Below are 18,064 nucleotides of genomic sequence, written 5' to 3' on the forward strand. Positions count from 1 at the left end.
GGGTCGGGGTCGGTCACCATCCGCACCGGAGGCATCGGCCGTACCAGCTCCACCGGCCCCACCAACTCCACCAGCCGCACCGGCAACCGCGCGGCCGTGACCGCGTCCCGCATCGCCGCCGCCAGCCCGCCGAACTCCTCGGCGCGCGCCGACGACGACCGGTGGGCCAGCCCGATCCGCCGCGAGGGCGCCGTCCCGTCGAAGCGCCGCGCCTCCAGGCCCGACCCGGCGCGGGCGTCCACGGCGACCGCCGTCTCCGGCAGCAGCGTCACGCCGATCCCGCCGGCCACCAGCTGGACCAGCGTCGACAGCGAGGCCGCCCGTGTCGCCCCGGAATCGGTGACGCTGACCTCGGCGCACACGTCCAGCGCCTGGTCCCGCAGGCAGTGGCCTTCTTCCAGCAGCAGGATCTCGTGGTCCTTGAGCACCGTCCGCGAGACCGGTCCGTCCCCGGCGGGCAGCGTGTGCTCGGGTGCGACGACCAAGAAGTCCTCGTCATACAGCGCCAGTTCCTCGACGCCCGCGGCCCCGGCCGGCAACGCCAGCAGCCCGAGGTCGAGCCGGCCGGTCGCTATCCCGGCCAGCAGTACTGCCGTCTGCTCCTCGTGTACGAACAGATCCAGGTCCGGGAAGCGCTTCTTCAACGGCCGCAGCAGCGCCGGAAGCAGATACGGCGCCAACGTCGGGATCACCCCGACCTTCACCGTCCCGGTGAACGGCTGACGCGCCGCGGCCGCCTCCTCGACCAGGTCGTCCATCGCCGCCAATACCCGCTGTGCGTGCTGCGCCACCCGCTCCCCGGACGGCGTGAGCAGCACCTTGCGCGTGGTGCGCTCGACGAGCCGGGTCCCCAGGTTCTCCTCCAGCGCCGCGATCGCGCCGGAGAGCGCCGGCTGGCTCATCCCGAGCATCGCGGCCGAGTCCCGGAAGTGCAGATGCTCGGCGACCGTCGCGAACGCCTTGAGTTGGGCGATGGTCGGGGTGCGGAGGGACGTGCGGACGGACGTGGCGGCATTCGAGCGCGGCAGGGCGCGGACAGGCACAGCGGTGCTCCAGGCATGCGCGGTTGCGATTGATAGACGAACTTTATCGCGGTATGCGCATTGTTCGGTGTGCGGTGATCAGTCTCCCGGGCGGCTGGAGTCCGCCCGCGCCAGCGCCGCCGGCACCGACCCCGCCGACCCCGCCCGCACCAATCCCGCCAGCAGCTCCCGGTAGTGCTCGAACCCCGGGTCGTCGGCGTCCGGCTCCTTCGCGGCCTCGTCCCAGCGCCGCAGCCGGACCGCGGCCGCCGAGTGCGGATCGGCCTCGAAGGCCGCGACCTCCGCGGCCGACATCGGACCGCCCTGCACCGACAGCGTGTAGACCGAGGCGGCAGACAGCTTGGCGAAGTACCCCGGCTCGACCGCGCACAGGTAGCGCTTGGCGGCGACGTGCATCCGCACCGGCTCGGTGACCTCCGGCCCGAACCACACCGCGAGCCAGTCCGCGCCCTGGTGGCTGTGCCGGTTGTCGCGGCCGGCCATCAGGTCCCGGCCGTGCACGGCGCCGGTGAAGTGACCGACGTCGTGCAGCAGTGCGGCCGCGACGAGCGCCGGCGCCGCGCCGTCCCGCTCGGCCAGTGCCGCCGCCTGGAGCATGTGCTGGGCCTGGGTGACCGCCTCGCCGAGGTAGTCGGCGGCGCCCTCGCCGGTGAAAAGGGCGGCGATCTGGTCCACGACGGTCTCGGGGGCGTCGGCTGCTTCGGGGGCGTCGGCCGTGTCTGGAACGTCGGCTGCTTCAGGGGTGTTCGTGCTCACTCTCCGAACGGTAGCCACCGGGCGACGTGCGGCGTAACCAACGATCGGCCTATGGCGGCCATCAAGCAGATGTACGGAGGGCGGCCAGGAAAGCCGCGGCCCGCCGGCTGATCTCGTCCCAGTCCCCGGCCGCCACGACGTCCGGCGGCACCACATCAGTACCCGCACACACCGCGAGCGCCCCCTGCGCCAGGAAGTCGGCGGCGTTGCCCGCGTTGACGCCGCCGGACGCCACCAACGGCAGTCCCGGATACGGCCCGCGCAGGTCCTTGAAGTAGCCGGGGCCGAAAGCCTTGGCCGGGAAGATCTTCACGGCCGCGGTGCCGAGGTCCAGCGCGGTCGCCACCTCGGTCGGGGTCAGGGCCCCGAGCACGACCGGGATCCCGGCGTCGTGCGCGGCCTCGGCGACCTCCGGCCGCAGGCCCGGGGTGACGAGGAACGACACGCCGGCGTCGATCGCGTCCTTCGCCTGCTCGGCGGTCAGCACGGTCCCGGCGCCTACGCGGTGCCCGGCGGCGACGGCGGCCCGAAGGTGCGGGACCACGTTCGGCGTGCTGAACGTGAGCTCGGTATAGGTGATGCCGCCGGCGGCCAGCGCCGCGCACAGAGCCGGTGCGTCAGGGATCGAAGGGGCCCGGACCACGGCTATGACCGGCTCGGCGGCCAGGGCTTCGCGGAACTCCGGGTGCGGAAGGTCGAAAGTCATAAGGCTGATACCCCTCGCTCGTCACGTCGCAGCGCCCGGCCCGGGAGTGTTCCGGTGGGCTTGCCGTCGCTCAGTACCGAAACGCCGTTGACCAGTACCTCGACGATCCCTTCGGCGGCCCGGCGCGGCTCTTCGAACGTCGCGGCGTCCCGCACGGTCCGCGGATCGAACAGCACCAGATCCGCGTGGTGGCCGACCCGGACCAGACCGCGCCGATCCAGGCGCAGCCGTCGGGCCGGTCGGCCGGTCATCCGTGCGACGGTCTCTTCCAGCGTCAGTACTTTGAGATCGCGGCTGTAGTGGCCGAGGTAGCGCGGGAACGTGCCCCAGGCCCGGGGATGCGGGCGCGCCCCGATCAGCAGGCCGTCGCTGCCGACCGTGTGCGTGTGGTGCCGCATGATCGCCCGCACATTCTCCTCGTTCCCGACGTGGTGCAGGATCGAGGTGCCGAGCCGGTCGTCGCGCAACAGGTCGAAGAACGCCTCGGTACCGGTCACGGCCCGGGCCGCCGCGATCTCGGCCACGTTCTGCCCGACGACGCCGGCCAGCGCGGGGTCGCGGACGCCGGAGATCTGGATGGTCTGCCAGTCGACGACCATGCCGTGGTTGCCGTCGCTGCCGCGTTCCTCGACATCGCGCCGGATCCGCTCGCGGGACGCCGGATCCGCCAGGCGGGCCAGCGTCGCGTCCGGGCCGCCTTCGGCCGACCAGCTGGGCAGCAGTGCGGCCAGGGTCGTGGAGCCGGGCAGATAGGGATAGGTGTCCAGGCTGATGTCGCAGCCCTCTGCCAAGGCCGCGTCGATCAGCTCCAGGAACTCGGCGGCGCGGCCGGCGTTGACGCTGAAGTTCATGGTGGCGTGTGCCAGGTGCAGCGGGCAGCCGGAGCGGCGCGAGATCTCGATCATCTCCGCGTAGCCGCCCAGCGCGCCCGCGCCGTAGGAACGTTGGTGCGGCGAGTGGTAGCCGCCATACGCGGCCACGACTTCGCAGAGTTCGATCAGCTCATCAGTGCCCGCATACATGCCCGGGGTGTAGGACAGCCCGCTGGACATACCAACTGCGCCTTCACGCATCCCCTGCGCGACCAGTTCCCGCATCCGGTTCAGCTCGGCGCGGTTCGGCTCGCGGTTCTCCCAGCCCATCGCGAGCATGCGGACCGAGCCGTGCGGGACCAGGTAGCAGGCGTTCACCGCAATACCCTGATCCAGTCGGTCCAGGTATTCGCCGACCGTGCGCCAGTTCCAGTCGAAGTCGTCGGGATCGCCGTTCCAGCCGGCGATCTGGCGGCGCAGCGCGGGCCGGGTGGTGTCCTCGACCGGGGCGTAGGACAGGCCGTCCTGGCCGAGGACCTCGCAGGTGACGCCTTGCGTGACGCGCGAGGGGTGGTCGCGTTCGACGAGCGTGCGCAGGTCGGAGTGCGCGTGCATGTCGATGAACCCGGGCGCCAGGACCAGGCCGTCGGCGTCGATGGTCCGCGCCGCGGCCGACCGCCCCGGCTCGGTGTCCACGGCGGTGATGACGCCGTCCGCGACGGTGACGTCGGCGCGGAAGCGGCCGGCCCCGGTGCCGTCCACGACGGTCGCGCCGCGCAGGAGCAGGTCTGCCATCAGAAGAACGTCCTCACCAGATCGACGACCTTCGGGTCGGCGCTGTCGGCGTCGTCGAGGACGGGGATCAGCGCCCACTTGTCGAGCGCCGTGCACGGATGCGACAGGCCCAAGCGGATGACGGCGCCGACCGGTGCGGTGGTGGCGGCGTCGGTGGCGGTAGCGGCGGCAGCGTCGCGCAGGAAGGTGTGCTGGTCGTTCATGGCGGTGACGACGCCGCGGGCCGGTCCGGCGCCCCGGACGAGCTGCGGCACCGGCAGGCCCTCGTCGAACGGGAGGTCGCGCTTTCCGGCGTCCAGGAGAGCGAGCTGCGGCTCGGGCTGGGAGACGACGCGGGCCCAGCCGTGCATCGCTGATCGGAAGCTGTCCCCGTTTGCGGCTTCTGTTGCGGCGCGGGACAGCGGGGAGATACCGCGGTAGTAACCGTCGTCGTGAATGACGTAGGCGCCGGAGCGCACGACGACTTCGGCTGCTGATTCGCGGACCGCCGGTACCAGGACCTCGGCGACCAGATCGAAGTAGGCGCTGCCACCGGCGGTGACGATGGGATGGTCGGTCTCGTAGGCCGAGGCCAGGCGGCGGTGCAGCTCGGCGAGGTCCCGGAGGTAGGCGCGGACGGTGTCGAGGCTTCCGGCGGCGGCGTCGTGGGCCAGGGCGCCTTCGTATCCTGCGACACCCGCGAGACGCAGCGTCGGCGCCGCGCGGACGGCCTGCGCGACGTCTTCGGCCTCCGCGATGCTGCGCGCCCCGGTCCGGCCGCCTTCGCCGCCGAGCTCGACGACGACCTCGATCCGGCGGTCGGTCTCGGGATCGGGACCGCTGCCGACGCCCGCGGCGCGCAGCGCTTCGTCCATCAGGGTGACGGTCCGCACCGAGTCGGCCCACGAGAGGAAAGCGAAGTCCGGATCGGCGGCCAACTCGCCCGCGATCCACGCCAGCCCCGCCGGATCGACGAGGGCGTTGGCGAGCATCAGGCGCTGGACGCCGAAGGCCCGGGCGACGTGCAGCTGCGGCAGGTTCGCGAGCGTGACGCCGATCGCGCCGGCGTCCAGCTGCGCCTGCCAGAGCGCGGGCGCCATCGTCGTCTTGCCGTGCGGGGCCAGCGCGACGCCGGTTTCGTGGCACCAGGCGGCCATCGTGCGCAGGTTGTGGTCCAGGGCACCGGCGTCGAGAGTGAGGAGCGGGGTGCCGAGATCGGACAGGTGCGGGGACGAGGCGAGGTAGGCGCGCGTGGTCCGGCCCCAGGCCTCGGGTGGCAGGGCTTTGAATCGCCAGTCCAGGTGTTCGTCGGCGAGGGCGGCGACGGCGGTGCGGTCGATGCCGGCGGTCGCGGTGCGGGTGCCGAACGTCTGGTGGGCCATCCTTGCGTCACCTCCACTGCCTGGGGCGTTGCAATATATGCAACGCACGTTGCATATGCTGTACTTCGGTTCTAGCATTCCAGCCGAAGGGCGGTCAACGCTGGACGAGATGACGGGACCGACGGATGGCTGGGGAAGCGCGAGTGCCGGGGCAGGGCGCGGGGTCCGGTGCGCCGTGGGCGGTGTGTGTCGGCGAGTCGATGGCCGCGCTGCTGCCGGACGCGCCGGGGCCCCTGGACGGCGTCGAGTCGTTCGCGGTGTCGGCCGGTGGCGCGGAGTCGAACGTGGCGTGCGCGCTGCGTGCGCTGGGCGTGCCGAGCGCGTGGGTCAGCCGGGTCGGCGCCGACGGGTTCGGCCGCCGGCTGGTCGGCGAGGTGGCACGGCACGGCGTCGACACGTCGGGGGTCGCGGTCGACGCCACGCGTCCGACCGGGTTGTATCTGAAGGAGACCGGCGGCTCGGCGCGGTCGGGAGACCTCGGTGCCGGTCGCAGCAGACTGCATTACTACCGGGCCGGGTCGGCGGCGTCGGCGATGTCGGTGGCGACGCTGCGCGAGCCCGCGGTGGCGCGGCTGGTGGACGGCGCGCGGCTCGTGCACCTGACCGGGATCACGCCGGCGCTGTCGCAGACGTGCTTGGAGATGGTGCGGGCGTTGTTGGAGGCACCGCGCGGCGACCGGCTGGTGAGCTTCGACCTGAACTGGCGGCCGGTGCTGTGGCGCGACCGCGACGCCGGGGTGCTGCGCGAGTTCGTGAACGCGGCGGACGTCGCGCTCCTTGGTGCGGACGAGGCCGAAGTCGCGTTCGGCACCGGCGATCCGGCCGAACTCAGGGAACTGTTTCCGGGACCGGCGACGATCGTGGTGAAGGACGCCGAGCGCGTGGTCACCGCGCTGACCGCGGACGGCGCGGTGTCGGAGCCGGCGCTCACGGTGGACGTGGTCGAGCCCACCGGCGCCGGGGACGCGTTCGCCGCCGGCTACCTGGCCGGCACGCTGCACGGCTACGACCAGCGCCGACGTCTGCGCATGGGACACCTGGCCGCCGCCTCGGCGTTGGTGGCGCACGGCGACGTCGGGGAGCTCGGCGACCTGGCCACCGCCGAGCTGCTGGAGGCGTCCGAGGAGCAGTGGCGGGCGACGCACATTTCGGTCGACGGCACGGTGGTCGGGGCGGTGCGGACGTGATGGGGCGGCGGAGGATTGTGCGGCGGGTGCGGGTGCGGGTGCGGGTGCGGGTGCGGCCGGCGCCGGTGATGGTCACATGACCCAGACCGTCACCCGCGCCCTCCGCCTCCTCGCCGAGCTCGGCGAGGGCGAGCGCTCCCTCGACCAGCTGGCCGAGGTGATCGGCGTGCACAAGACCACCGCGTTGCGGCTGCTCCAGTCGCTGGAGGAGGACCGCTTCGTCCACCGCGACGCCGAGTACCGCTACCACCTCGGCGCCGGCCTGTTCGCGTTGGCCGGCCTCGCGCTGGAACAGCGGGGGATCCGGCGGATCGCCGCGCCGCATCTGGCGGCGCTGAACGCGGCGACCGGGCAGACCGTGCACCTGGCCGCGTATGAGGGCGGTGAGGTCGTCTACATCGACAAGTACGACTCGCGGCACAAGGTGCGCATGTACTCGCGCATCGGTCTGCGGGCCGGGTTGCACAACACCGCGGTGGCGAAGGTGCTGCTGGCCGATCTGCCGGTGGCCGAGCGGCGCCGGGCGGTGGCCGGGATCGAGTTCGTGCCGCACGCGCCGAACACCATCACGTCGGCGCCGCAGCTGCTCGCGGAGCTGGAAACGGTGGCCGCGCAGGGGTGGGCCCAGGACCACGCCGAGCACGAGACGTTCATCAACTGCGTCGGCGCCCCGGTGCGGGACGGGTCCGGGCGCGCTGTGGCCGCGGCCTCGATCTCGGTCCCGGACGTCGTCTTGAGCTACGAACAGGTGCTGGAACTGTTGCCCCAGTTGATGGACACGGTTCGGGCCATCTCGGCCGACGCCGGCGCCCCATGACCGCCAAGCCCACAACCGCGCACCCCCGACTTCGAGTCCTGATCAACAGAATCATCCGCCAAAGAAAGTGAGCCCTCTGATGACCTCCCCGAAGACCGAGATCCGCACCGACGGCGCCCCGGCCCCGATGCCGGTGTTCTCCCAAGGCGTGCGGAAGGGCCCGATCCTGCAGGTGTCCGGCCAGGGCGGCGAGGACCCGGCGACCGGCGCGTACGTGGCCCCCGGCGACGTCAAGGCGCAGACCGCGCGCACGCTGCTGAATGTGAAGGCGATCGTCGAGGCCGGCGGCGGCACGGTCGACGACATCGTGATGCTCCGCGTCTACCTCACCACGCGCGAGCACTTCGCGGCGATGAACGAGGCGTACGCGGAGTTCATGGCCGCGAACCTCGCCGCCGACGGCGTGAAGCCGAGTCGGACCACGGTCTTCGTGGAGCTGCCGAAGGAGTCGATGCTGGTCGAGATCGACGCGCTGGCGGTCGTCGCCTGACGCGGCCTCATGACAGCGGCTTCATCCTCCGGGAAGAGGCACCTGTCGTGAGGATCAGAGTTCGAGCTTGGGGCTGCGCGGTGATGGACGCGCAGCCCCAAGCTCTTCGGCGGGCAGCGGGCCGTCGCTAACTGACACGGTCGCCATGGTGGCGTTCTGGGGCGGCGCGGGGCGTGCGTAGAAACACGTATTTCGCTACTGACGTTCCGGTTGTGGGCCGCGGCGCTGGTGGGCACCGTGTGGGGAGAGCTGTCGTAGCCGTGGATCGCGGGTTCAGGACGTGCCTTTGGCGGTGGTCTTCTTCGCCGGGTTCTTCTTCTCGGCCTCAGCGGCCCAACCGACCGCGACCGCCAGCACGCCGGTGAGCGTTCCGGCGGACGCCCACAGCGCGCCGATCGGCGGCAGCCAGGTGTGGAAGATCTCGGCCCCGCCGGCGACCGCGCAGAACGCGGCGCCCGCGCCGGCGGCGAATGAGATGAGGCCGCCCAGCACCCGCACGGTGGCGCCGGCAGCGTTCGGGATCGCGTTGACGCCGGCGGTGCTCCACAGCGTCGCGGTGACGAGCACGACGAGGCCGGTCGGTGCGCAGACCCACCAGCCCGGGGAGTAGGCGGCGCGGGTCTTGTCGATGAGGTTCTGGGCTGCCACTCGGGCGTCCTGGTCGGCGGTGACCGGGTGCCAGGCGGTCGGGATCTCGGCGTGCTTGAGCGCGTAGACGGCCAGGCCCAGCAGGCCGAGCATCAGGAGGAAGTTCGCCTTGGCCTGCCAGGGGGATCTTTGCTTCGCAGTGGTCTGAGTCTTGGGTTTGGGCTGCTTCGGGTCCTTATTCGGGCCCTTGTTGGCCGCTCGTGTTCGGCGGTTGTCCTGGGCCGTTTGGATCCGGACCTCGGATCGGAGGATCGCCGCGGTCGCGACCTTGCCGATCGCTTTGGCCAGCAGAGCGAGGGCCGGCGCCACTTTCGCGTTGCTCTGCTTGGGATCCGTACGTTGGAAAGCACGCGTATAGGCGCGGGTTGAGGTGATCGGGCCCAGCTGTTCGGCCGCCTTCTGCGCGGTGGCCAGCGCATCTGCGAGTTCGGGGCGCTTCGCGGGTTCCTTCTGAAGGAGCGCACCGAGGAGCGGCTTGAGGACGCCGGCGCGTTGTGGTTCCGAGGGATCGTCCAGCAGGACCGCGGTGAGCGATCCGGTGGGGGTGTCGCGGTGGAACGGCGAGACGCCTTCGACCGCGTGGTACAGGGTCACGCCGAGGGAGAACAGGTCGCTGGCGTAGGTGGCCTCCTGCCCGCGCGCCCGCTCGGGGGCCATGTATTCGGCCGAGCCGAGGATGACGCCGGAGGCGGTGATCGAGGGGTCGGCGTCGTGCACGGCGATCCCGAAGTCGGTGAGGAGCACCTCGCCGTCGTCGGTCAGCATGACGTTGGCCGGCTTGATGTCCCGGTGCACGACCTTGACGGTCTGCGCCGCCCGGAGGGCTTGGAGCAGGGACGTGGCGAGGTAAACGGCCTCGGCCTCGGAGAGCGGGCCGTCGTCCTTGACCCGGCCGGCCAGCGTCCGGCCCTCGACCAGCTGCATGACGATCCACGGGCCGCCGTCGTCCACCACGTCGTGCACCGCCACCACGTTCGGGTGGTCGCGCAGCTTGGCGGCGTGCCGGGCCTCGCGCAGCGCCCGCTCGGTCTGCGCGGCCCGCTGCGACTGCGGGGCGTTCAGCGGCAGCCGGACTTGCTTGACGGCCACGTCGATGTCCAGCGACTGGTCCTTGGCCCGCCACACCTCCCCGAACCCGCCCTCGCCCAGCTTCGTCAGCAGCCGGTAGCGGTCGCCGACCAACTGCCCCGACCCTGCCTCCGGCCCCGATTCCGTCCCCGGCCCCGTCCCCGTTGTGTACACCACGGTTCACATGTCCCCGCTCGCGGCGCGGTTACTCAGGGGACGTATGGCGACTCCGGTGACGAACGCCGCCGGCACCCAGGATCAGGACGCTCGCGAGCGCGACAAAGAGCACGTACTGCGTCCCGTCGAAGCCGTAGTCGTACAGGTCGCCGGTGAGTGGCTGGACCAGCCAGGGCAGGCAGGCGAGGGCCACGGCACCGGGGACCAGCGCGTTGCGAAGGCCGGCCAGCAGCGCGAGGCTCAGCAGGAGCGTCACGACCCCGGGCGCTGCCGTGATCAGCGACCAGGCGAACCCCTCCCGCACCCAGGCCAGCTGGAGCAGGGCGACGACGGCCAGGGCGACGGCGATCGTGGCGATTCGTTGTCCGGCAAGGGTTCTGGCGTCTGTGGGTAGTGCGAGGAACATCAGGGCGAACAGCGCGAGCATCAGCGGCATTTCGAAGCCGGGGAAGGTCGTGAGGACGAAGATGTGGTCGCCGCGACGGAGTTCGAAGACGGCGAGGATGGTGACGGCGGCGATGATGACTGTGGCTGCTGCGGCGCATCTGGCCAGGGTCCATCGGCTGGCGAGGGCTAGCAGGACCATCGCTGCCGCAGTTACGAGGACCGGTATTGGGGAGTAGTTGAGAACGACTTCCCTGAGGGGATGGAAGCGCCAGGTGGGAGCGAAGATCGCCTCGTCCTCGTAGTGCCCGCCCATGGGTGCCTTGAAGATCAGGTAGAGCATGAAGCCGGACAGCCCGGCCGCGCTGCCGAGCACGTAGGGCAGGGCCGTGGCGAGGACCGCGCCGATGTAGCGGTCGGAGGTCAGGCGGAGGCGGACTCGCAGGGCGTGCTTGACGAGGTTGACGGCGTCGCGCATGGCTTCTGTGCGCTTGGTGTCCGCTGCCCTGGCCGCGTAGGTGCCGGCTATCTCAGATCCCTGCTGATCCAGGTAGCTCTGCGGATACAGCAGGAACGCCAACTTGAGGGCTCGTTCCGCGAACGGCGACTTCACGCGCTTGTCCGTGCCCACGGTGTCATTCATGCTCCCGCCCCGTTTCCGTGCGCCTGCACCTGTGTATGCGGTCGGGGGCGCACCGGTCCGGCAGCCAGCCGACGCCGCGCTTCGTCTGCCGTCGCTCGCATCTGCTCGGCTTCAGCGGCCAGCACTTCGCGCCCCGAGTCGGACAGGGCGTAGGTGCGGCGCATGCGGCCGTCGACTACCTCTTCGCTGTCGATGCAGATCAGGCCTTGCTGGAGGAGGCGGTCGAGCGCGCCGTAGAGCGTGCCGGTTCGGAGCCGGACCCGGCCCGCGGATATGGCTTCGACCTCCTGCATCAGCGCGTAGCCGTGTTTCGGCGAGTCTGCGAGGGCGGTGAGGAGGAGGACGGTGGGCTCTTGGAGCCGGCGTTCTGTCATGGCGCGAGCATAGTCAGTTCGCCGACATATGTCAGTGGACTGGCTATGGGAGGGCCATGAGAGGGCTGTGCGCTGGCTCGGGTCGGCTCGGTCCGGCTCGGACTGGCTCGGGCTGACCGAGTGGGTGCCGCCGGATCGGGGCTGATCATTGTAAGGTCGACTGATCCGAATCCACCGCTTCAACCGGGGGGAACATGACACGCCGCATCGCTGTCTTCGGGGCCGGGTACATCGGGTTGGTCACCGGGGCTTGCCTGGCTGAGCTGGGCCACACCGTTGTGGTCCGCGACATCGCCGAGGACAAGGTCGCGGCGTTGCGGGCGGGGCGGGTGCCGATCTACGAGCCGGGCCTGGCCGAGTTGATCGCCGCCAATGCCGAGCGGCTGACGTTCACCCTCGATGCCGACGAGGCCACCGCCGAGGCTGAGGTGGTGTATGTGTGTGTTGATACCCCGCCCACGGCCTCCGGCGACGCCGACCTGTCGCGGGTGTGGGCGGTCGTGGACTCGGCCAAGGGCGCGGCGCATCTGAAGGCGTTCGTGGTGAAGTCGACGGTGCCGGTCGGTACGGGGGCGCGGATCCGCGCCGCCTTGGACACCGCCGGTCTGGCGGGTGTCGGCTACGGTTCGAACCCTGAGTTCACCGCCGAGGGGCGCGCCGTGCGTGACTTCATGCGGCCCGACCGGATTGTCATCGGGGCGTTCGATGAGGCCACCGCCGCGCTCGTCGCGGAGATCCACGAAGGCGTGGACGGGCCGGTGATCACCATGGACGTGCCGAGCGCGGAGATGGTGAAGCTGACGAGCAACGCGTTCCTGGCCACCAAGATCTCGTTCGCCAACGAGATCGCCAACATCTGCGAGACGACCGGCGCGGACGTGACGAGGGTGCTGGGCGCCGTCGGAGCCGACCACAGGCTGGGCAAGCACTTCCTGCACGCCGGCATCGGATGGGGCGGCTCCTGCTTCCCGAAGGACGCCGTCGCCCTCAAGGCGTTGGCGTCCAACGGCGGCTATCACCCGCAGATCCTCACGGACGTCATCGAGGTCAACAACCACCAGCGCCGCCGCGCCGTGACCAGGCTGAAGGACGAGATCGGCGCCTTGGCCGGCAAAACCGTCGCCGTACTGGGCATGACCTTCAAGCCCGGCACCGACGACATGCGCGAGGCGCCATCAACGGTCATCGTCGACCGCCTGCTGTCCGAAGGCGCCTCGGTCGTGTGCTGGGACCCGATGGCCCGCACACCCGACCACGCGCCTTGGACCGCCATCCGCCGCGCCGAGTCGGTCGAGGAGGCGTTGAGCGGTGCGCACGCGGCGATGGTGGTCACGGAGTGGCCGCAGCTGCAAGCGGTGGACTGGCGGCTCGCGGCGGACTCGATGGCCGACGCGGTGCTGTTCGACGGGCGGAACGCGTTGGAGCCCGAGCGGATGGGCGAATGTGGGTACACGTACATCAGCGTCGGGCGGGCGACGGTTCGGCCGTAGGAGTAGCTGTAGCCGGTGGCTGAAGCCACATTGCAGGATCCTGTCACGCTCTGTGGGACGTTCGACAGCGCTGAGCTGCTGAGCTGCTGAGCCGCTGTCTTCTTCTGAGTCAGGAGTAACTGTGGTGGTTGCGAGGCCGAGGCTGCTCAGCATGCTGAGACGATCGTTGCCGCCCTTGTCGCCGCGGCCCGATACTGTCCACATGGCTTCCGACGTCGCTCCGGATTCGTACCTTGATGCGCCGCGATCGCCCTCGGTACCCGCGTCGCGGGATTCTGAGCGGAGTCGCCTGCTCGGTCAGTTCAACCGGGCGGTACGGCAGCCAGCACCTTTCGGAGGGCTGTCGACGCTGCCGTTGCTGCTCGACAAGCTGGCGGATGCTGAGCGACACGGCGAGCAGACCTTGTGGATCCCGGACACGAATGCGCGCTTGAGCCCGGCCGTGCTGATGCGAGAGTACTTCCCGGATCCTGCGATCCACGTTGCCGCATCGCAGTATGGCGAGGACGCCTTCAGGCGGGGGTGGTTGCATTTGGACCGGGTTTTGGACCACGCGGAGTTCGACCGGCTGGTCAGCGGGAGTCAGACATGGGCCAAGGCGGACCGTACTTTTCACGACATTGTCAGCGAATACGGGTCTGCCTCGATCACATTCGGTGATCCGGACCCGCAACGCCCGAAGACGATGGGCTACGCCAGCGCTGACCGCGAGGCACCCTTCGTCGCTTTCCACCTCGGCACGGCAGCCACCGCCAAGGACTCGCGACCTGACGATCCAGAAGAGTCCGCCGCCGTCTTGCTCGCCGTCCGAATCCACGAGGACTTCTTCAAGGGCTGGCAGTTCACGCCGCAGGGTGATCGAGCAGCTGATGAGAGCCCGACCAGTTGATGAGGTGGTGTGGGTGTGTGGACGGTGCCACTCACCGTACGACTACATGCGCGCGTCTGAGGGAACTGAACCCGACACGTCGGTCTCGACTGGCATCGCCGGTAGTGAGTGCCAGCGTGCGGGTATGTCGCGCATAAGCAGCGCGCAGTCAAAGGTCGCGGCGCCAGGTGGAAAGCGGTCGGGATTTTCGAAGAACGTGGAGGTCGCGCGCTGCGCCTGGCAGGCGGTGACCTGCCACCGGCGCGTGTCGAGCCGCATGCCGTCGAGGTGATGCCCGGTTTTGGTGGCGGAGTAGCCTTCTGATCCGCGACGGAAGAATGCCGAGGCCTGCTGCAGATCGTTGAACAGGCGGCTGCCGTGCAGGTCGTCATCCACCGTTGCGGCGATTTCCACGCGGGTCGCGTCGTCTCGGGTGGTGTAGGAGACGTGCAGTTCCTTGCCTGTCTCATGCACCTGGAAGTCCGCGATGTGGTGCTCTCCGGGGAATATTCGGCCGCCGGCCCAGGTGTTCAGCCTGGAGCCGGTGTCCCGACGGGGGATGTAGACGCCGGTCTGGATGCCGTCGGGCCCGTCCCATTCGACCGCGATGCGGTGCGCTGCGTTCTCGCTGCGCAGACCGACTGCCTTCGGTGCCCAGGTCGGCCGGACATTGCCGAGCCGTATCAGGCAGATGCCCGCGACGGCGTAGCCGGCCACCAACTGTGGGCGCAGCGGTGCGGGCAGCAGACGCGAGATGGCCGGTGGATCGACCCGGTAGTTGACCAGAAGCCGGCGTTCAACGGTGCTGGCAAGGGTTGGCAGTCTCATGACTGTTCGCCTTCCTCGTTGGACTTCCATCGGCTGTGACGCATCACGATCTGGTCAGGACACACGGCCGAGAAGAACCTGCCCACGCAAATCGCCAGCCGTTCTCCGGCAAGCGCATACAGGATCCGGTTGCCCTCGCGGCGCTCGGTCACCAGCTTCGCCGCCTTGAGGATGGCCAGGTGCCGGGAGATGGACGGGCCGCTGATCGCGAACCGGTCGGCGATCTGCCCGGCGGCAAGCTCGCCGTCCCTGAGATCTTCCAGGATCTGGCGTCGGGTCGGATCCGCCAGGGCCCGAAACGCCCCGGCCTCGTCGTGATCGCGCTCAATGTAGATAGTTTACCCGATTAGCTAAATACTGATAGCGGTGCTCGGGGGAAGGCTGGGCGGGGGCTAGCGCCTCCGCGACGTTGGCACCACGCGCCGGACGGTCAGGCGCCGGCGATTGATCGGCTCCCCCTATCGCGACTCGCGCTCGCGCCTATTTCACTGATCAATCCCGGCCGTGAAAGCCTTGATCACGTCGCGCCCGCCGGCCCACGAGGCCAGGCCCGAGGCGCTCCTGAACGGCAACCCCTCATCGCTAGGAGATCAAACCGTGGCGCTCCTGACCATCGGCGACCAGTTCCCCAAGTTCGACCTGACCTCGGTCGTGGACATCGACCAGGCCAACCCCGAGGACGCGTTCGTCCAGATCACGGACGAGACCTACAAGGGTTGGAAGATCGTCTTCTTCTGGCCCAAGGACTTCACCTTCGTGTGTCCGACCGAGATCGCGGCGTTCGGGAAGCTGAATGGCGAGTTCCAGGATCGGGACACGCAGGTGCTTGGTGTCTCGGTCGACAACGAGTTCGTGCATCGGGCGTGGCGGTTGGATCACAAGGATCTGCGGGAGTTGCCGTTTCCGATGATGGCGGATGTGAAGCGGGAGCTGAGCGCTGCTTGCGGTGTGCTGAACAAGGATGGGGTTGCTGACCGGGCGACGTTCATTGTTGATCCGAACAATGAGATTCAGTTCGTCATGGTGACGGCCGGGTCTGTGGGGCGGAATGTGGATGAGGTGCTGCGGGTGCTGGATGCGTTGCAGACTGATGAGCTGTGCCCGTGCAACTGGAAGGCCGGCGATGAGACGCTGGTCGTGCGGGAGCTGTTGAACGCCTGATGGGGTACGAGGTTCTGAAGGAAGCGCTGCCTGAGTACGCGAAGGATGTCAAGCTGAATCTCAGCTCGATGGTGAATACTTCGAAGCTGAGTGAGCAGCAGTTGTGGGGGGCGATTCTCGGGACGGCTATCGCGTCGCGGAATGCGCGGGTTATCGCGGAGTTGTCGGCGGAGGCTAAGGCGCGGCTGACGGACACCGCTTATGTCGCGGCTAAGGGTGCTGCGGCGATGATGGCGATGAACAACGTGTACTACCGCGGGATGCATCTGTTGGGGGATCCTGAGTATCAGAATCTGCGGGCTGGGTTGCGGATGAACTTCATGGCGAGCCATGGGGTGGACAAGCTCGACTTCGAGTTGTGGTCGTTGGCTGTTTCGGCTATCAACGGGTGCCAGCGGTGCCTGGAGTCGCATGAGCAGGTTCTGGTCAAGGCTGGTGCCTCCCGCGAGACGGTGCAGGAGGCGGTTAAGATTGCTGCCATCGTCAACAGTGTCGCTGTGACGCTGGAGGCGGAAGACTCGCTGGCTTAGAGCGACCGAGGATTGGTGGCCGGTCTGGCGAGGCGGCGCAGCCGCCGCAGTGCACGGAAAACTCGGCGGGAACGAGGCTGGGCGTGCCGGACCATCGCCCTCGACCCGGTGTTGGTCGTGGGCGATGGGCTTGCAAGCGCAGCGCCGCAAGGTACCGGTGCGGCCAGGCTCGGAGCTCCGCCGATTTTCCGCCCGGCCACCAATCCTCGGTCGCTCTTAAGCAGCACCCTGGTTTTGCCGGCGTCTGGCCGCCGCTTTCCCCTTCGTGATGATCTCCGAAGCGAGGAAGGCGGCGGTCGCGACACATACGGACAGCAGGGTCCACATCGCGCCCCAGGCGGCGCCGGCGGCGGTGCCGATCACCAGGACCGCGGCGGCTGCTTGGAGCCAGCGGGAGCAGGTCGCCCATTCGCTGACCTTGCGGAGCAGGGCGATGGCGGCCAGGAAGCCGGCTACCGGGATGGTCAGGGTCAGGGCGGTGGCGGTGCGGCCCAGTTTCTCGTCGCCGCTGGCGACTTGTTCCAGGAGGGCGGCCAGGGTGCCGCCGATCGTGGTGAGGGTGCCGTAGACGAAGTAGTGGCCGTAGCCCCAGATGAAGGCTGTGCGGGTGCGGCTCAGGTCGTACTCGCCGAGGAAGCCGAAGTAGAGCCACCACAGGCAGAAGGCCAGGACTCCCGCGCTGATCGCGCCGATCATCAGCGTCGCCAGGTGTTGGTGGTCCGACAGTGCGGTGTTGAACGCGTCGGAGGCGACCAGGACCATCTCGCCGAGGATGATGATCGTGAACAGGCCGTAGCGTTCCTCGACGTGCTCGGAGTGCGCCTGTGGCGCGCCTTCGAGGGCTTGGGCCCAGGCGGGGACCAGGAGCTCGACGGTCACTCCCACGAGGAAGAACGGGATGGTCTCCAGCGGGGTCAGGTGGCGCAGGCCGAAGCCGAACAGGACCCAGCCGATCTGGACCATCAGGATGCCGTAGGCCCAGCGGTCGCAGAAGGGCCGCAGATCGGGGTTGGCGCGGCCGGCGCGGAACCATTGGGCCGCCATCACCAGGCGGATGACCACGTAGCAGCCCACGACGATGCGGAAGTCGTCGTGCTCGAAGATGTACGGGATGCCCGAGGCCAGGCCGAGTGAGGCCAGCAGCTGCACCAGGACCATCAGGCGGTAGGGGACGTCGTCGGGGTCGAAGAAATTCGCGAACCAGGTGAAACCCATCCAGGCCCACCAGACGCCGAACACCATCTCGAACAGGGAGATGACGCCGTGCGCCAGGTGCCCGCCGGTCACGGCGTGGTGCCACTGCTGCGCGATGGCGCTGATCGTGACCACGAAGACCAGGTCGAAGAAGAGCTCCAGGGTGGTGGAGGTGCGCCCCTCCTCGTTGGGGTCGCGCAGCAGGGCGGGCCGGATCAGGGCGACGGGGGACGACGGCATAGCTGCATTAAAGAACACCGGCGACCCGTCGAAGAACACGGACGCCCCGTCCGGGCGCAAGTGTCTTGCGGAAGGACGGGGCGTCGGTGTTCTCGGTACGCGGAGATCGCAGAGATCAGGTACCGATCAGATGTGCATCAGGGCAGTGCCGGCGGATCAGTACCAGCTGTGCGACTGCCAGAAGGACCACGCACCGCACGGCGAGCCGTAGCGGGAGTCCATGTAGGACAGCACCCACTTGATCTGGGTGGTCGGGTTGTCCTCCCAGTCCGAGCCGGCCGAGGCCATCTTGCTGCCCGGCAGCGCCTGGCCGAGGCCGTAGGCGCCGGAGGAGGGGTTGCTGGCGTGCACGTTCCAGCCGGACTCGCGCTCGATGATGTTCGAGAAGCACTCGAACTGGCCCGACGGGACCATCGACTGCGCGATCGCTTGCGCCGAGCCGTACGAGCCGGTGGGCGTCGTCGGCTTCGGTGTGGGCGTCGGGGTCGGGGT

Annotated in this window: 19 protein-coding genes; 7 read left to right on the plus strand and 12 right to left on the minus strand. The window is 69.4% G+C overall.

Annotated features, from left to right (window positions below; genetic code table 11):
* The 5 genes from IZR01_RS38390 to IZR01_RS38410 form a co-directional block, all read right to left on the minus strand.
* Positions 1-1,043: hydrogen peroxide-inducible genes activator (locus IZR01_RS38390; RefSeq protein ID WP_323747229.1), on the minus strand; the 1,043-nt coding region annotated here is incomplete at its 3' end.
* 78 nt (positions 1,044-1,121) lie between these two features.
* Positions 1,122-1,799, minus strand: a complete 678-nt coding sequence (locus IZR01_RS38395) for a phosphonate degradation HD-domain oxygenase (protein WP_194926719.1) — start codon at positions 1,797-1,799, stop codon at positions 1,122-1,124.
* Between the two features lie 61 nt (positions 1,800-1,860).
* A complete protein-coding gene (locus IZR01_RS38400; protein ID WP_194898762.1) occupies positions 1,861-2,505 on the minus strand; it encodes a bifunctional 4-hydroxy-2-oxoglutarate aldolase/2-dehydro-3-deoxy-phosphogluconate aldolase in 645 nt (214 codons plus the stop codon).
* On the minus strand, positions 2,502-4,112 hold the full coding sequence (locus IZR01_RS38405) for an N-acyl-D-amino-acid deacylase family protein (RefSeq protein ID WP_194926720.1): 1,611 nt from the start codon (positions 4,110-4,112) through the stop codon (positions 2,502-2,504). The genes IZR01_RS38400 and IZR01_RS38405 overlap by 4 nt, the downstream gene beginning before the upstream one ends.
* The gene (locus IZR01_RS38410) at positions 4,112-5,473 is read right to left on the minus strand and encodes a type III PLP-dependent enzyme domain-containing protein (protein ID WP_194926721.1); all 1,362 of its coding nucleotides are present in this window, start codon (positions 5,471-5,473) and stop codon (positions 4,112-4,114) included. Before IZR01_RS38410 ends, IZR01_RS38405 begins: the two co-directional genes overlap by 1 nt.
* A 125-nt stretch (positions 5,474-5,598) precedes the next feature.
* Between IZR01_RS38410 and IZR01_RS38415 the strand changes: the two genes are divergently transcribed.
* The 3 genes from IZR01_RS38415 to IZR01_RS38425 all read left to right on the plus strand — a co-directional run bounded on the left by IZR01_RS38415 (position 5,599) and on the right by IZR01_RS38425 (position 7,967).
* Positions 5,599-6,660, plus strand: a complete 1,062-nt coding sequence (locus tag IZR01_RS38415) for a sugar kinase (protein ID WP_194926722.1) — start codon at positions 5,599-5,601, stop codon at positions 6,658-6,660.
* A gap of 76 nt (positions 6,661-6,736) precedes the next feature.
* A complete protein-coding gene (locus IZR01_RS38420; RefSeq protein ID WP_194926723.1) occupies positions 6,737-7,477 on the plus strand; it encodes an IclR family transcriptional regulator in 741 nt (246 codons plus the stop codon).
* 79 nt (positions 7,478-7,556) lie between these two features.
* Positions 7,557-7,967: a RidA family protein gene (locus tag IZR01_RS38425; RefSeq protein ID WP_194926724.1), complete on the plus strand. Its 411-nt coding sequence runs from the start codon at positions 7,557-7,559 to the stop codon at positions 7,965-7,967.
* 273 nt (positions 7,968-8,240) lie between these two features.
* Here the strand turns inward: IZR01_RS38425 and IZR01_RS38430 are convergent, their stop codons facing one another.
* Genes IZR01_RS38430 through IZR01_RS38440 form a run of 3 tightly spaced genes read right to left on the minus strand, consistent with a single transcriptional unit; the run spans position 8,241 to position 11,261 of the window.
* Positions 8,241-9,860: a serine/threonine-protein kinase gene (locus IZR01_RS38430; RefSeq protein ID WP_194926725.1), complete on the minus strand. Its 1,620-nt coding sequence runs from the start codon at positions 9,858-9,860 to the stop codon at positions 8,241-8,243.
* 28 nt (positions 9,861-9,888) lie between these two features.
* Positions 9,889-10,887, minus strand: a complete 999-nt coding sequence (locus IZR01_RS38435) for a hypothetical protein (RefSeq protein ID WP_194926726.1) — start codon at positions 10,885-10,887, stop codon at positions 9,889-9,891.
* The gene (locus IZR01_RS38440) at positions 10,884-11,261 is read right to left on the minus strand and encodes a PadR family transcriptional regulator (RefSeq protein ID WP_194926727.1); all 378 of its coding nucleotides are present in this window, start codon (positions 11,259-11,261) and stop codon (positions 10,884-10,886) included. Before IZR01_RS38440 ends, IZR01_RS38435 begins: the two co-directional genes overlap by 4 nt.
* Before the next feature lie 194 nt (positions 11,262-11,455).
* Between IZR01_RS38440 and IZR01_RS38445 the strand changes: the two genes are divergently transcribed.
* Both IZR01_RS38445 and IZR01_RS38450 read left to right on the plus strand, forming a co-directional pair.
* The gene (locus IZR01_RS38445) at positions 11,456-12,751 is read left to right on the plus strand and encodes a UDP-glucose dehydrogenase family protein (protein WP_194926728.1); all 1,296 of its coding nucleotides are present in this window, start codon (positions 11,456-11,458) and stop codon (positions 12,749-12,751) included.
* A gap of 202 nt (positions 12,752-12,953) precedes the next feature.
* Positions 12,954-13,640, plus strand: a complete 687-nt coding sequence (locus IZR01_RS38450; protein WP_194926729.1) for a hypothetical protein — start codon at positions 12,954-12,956, stop codon at positions 13,638-13,640.
* 42 nt (positions 13,641-13,682) lie between these two features.
* On the opposite strand, the gene IZR01_RS38455 is transcribed toward IZR01_RS38450, so the two are convergent.
* A complete protein-coding gene (locus IZR01_RS38455) occupies positions 13,683-14,447 on the minus strand; it encodes a DUF2071 domain-containing protein (protein ID WP_194926730.1) in 765 nt (254 codons plus the stop codon).
* Positions 14,444-14,776, minus strand: a complete 333-nt coding sequence (locus tag IZR01_RS54520) for a metalloregulator ArsR/SmtB family transcription factor (RefSeq protein WP_438939713.1) — start codon at positions 14,774-14,776, stop codon at positions 14,444-14,446. The genes IZR01_RS38455 and IZR01_RS54520 overlap by 4 nt, the downstream gene beginning before the upstream one ends.
* A 268-nt stretch (positions 14,777-15,044) precedes the next feature.
* Between IZR01_RS54520 and IZR01_RS38465 the strand changes: the two genes are divergently transcribed.
* A complete protein-coding gene (locus tag IZR01_RS38465) occupies positions 15,045-15,608 on the plus strand; it encodes a peroxiredoxin (protein ID WP_194898777.1) in 564 nt (187 codons plus the stop codon).
* Positions 15,608-16,138 carry an alkylhydroperoxidase, AhpD family gene (gene ahpD / locus IZR01_RS38470; RefSeq protein WP_194898776.1) on the plus strand — a complete coding sequence of 177 codons (531 nt, stop codon included), beginning with the start codon at positions 15,608-15,610 and terminating at the stop codon, positions 16,136-16,138. The genes IZR01_RS38465 and ahpD overlap by 1 nt, the downstream gene beginning before the upstream one ends.
* Positions 16,139-16,354: 216 nt before the next feature.
* Here the strand turns inward: ahpD and IZR01_RS38475 are convergent, their stop codons facing one another.
* Entirely contained in the window at positions 16,355-17,572 is a 1,218-nt protein-coding gene (locus IZR01_RS38475; RefSeq protein ID WP_194898774.1) for a low temperature requirement protein A, read from the minus strand.
* A gap of 156 nt (positions 17,573-17,728) precedes the next feature.
* A partial coding sequence (locus tag IZR01_RS38480; protein ID WP_267254959.1) for an aggregation-promoting factor C-terminal-like domain-containing protein occupies positions 17,729-18,064 on the minus strand: 336 nt, incomplete at its 5' end.

Source organism: Catenulispora pinisilvae (assembly GCF_015356865.1).
Classification (GTDB): domain Bacteria; phylum Actinomycetota; class Actinomycetes; order Streptomycetales; family Catenulisporaceae; genus Catenulispora; species Catenulispora pinisilvae.